Here is a 266-nt window from a genome sequence, read left to right as displayed (position 1 = left end):
GCTGAAGAGCTTAACTTCCGTGTTCGGTATGGGAACGGGTGTGACCTCTTCGCCATCATTACCAGACTCGTCCTTTTGAGGACATTTACTATTATAACACTTCGTAAGGATAATGCAAGTGTTTTTTAATTTTTTTAAGTAAGTTTTTGCTCACTCAAAACTGAATAAAAGACATTGGGTAGTTCAAGTAACTACTTTTTACGTTGTCCAGCCTCAGCGGCCAGATGCTCGGGTCATAAGTCAAAGCTGCTGTGTGGCAAAAAACG

At 41.0% G+C, this 266-nt stretch carries 1 rRNA gene; it reads right to left on the bottom strand.

The window, feature by feature from the left end:
• A 5S ribosomal RNA gene (gene rrf / locus GD002_RS17675) occupies window positions 1-66 on the bottom strand; the annotation flags it as partial.
• Between the last annotated feature and the right edge of the window lie 200 nt (window positions 67-266).

The sequence above is a fragment of the Sporosarcina obsidiansis genome, from assembly GCF_009651005.1.
Taxonomy (GTDB): Bacteria; Bacillota; Bacilli; order Bacillales_A; family Planococcaceae; genus Sporosarcina; species Sporosarcina obsidiansis.
Note: the sequence above shows the minus strand (reverse complement) of the source record. Positions and strands in the feature narration are given on the sequence as shown.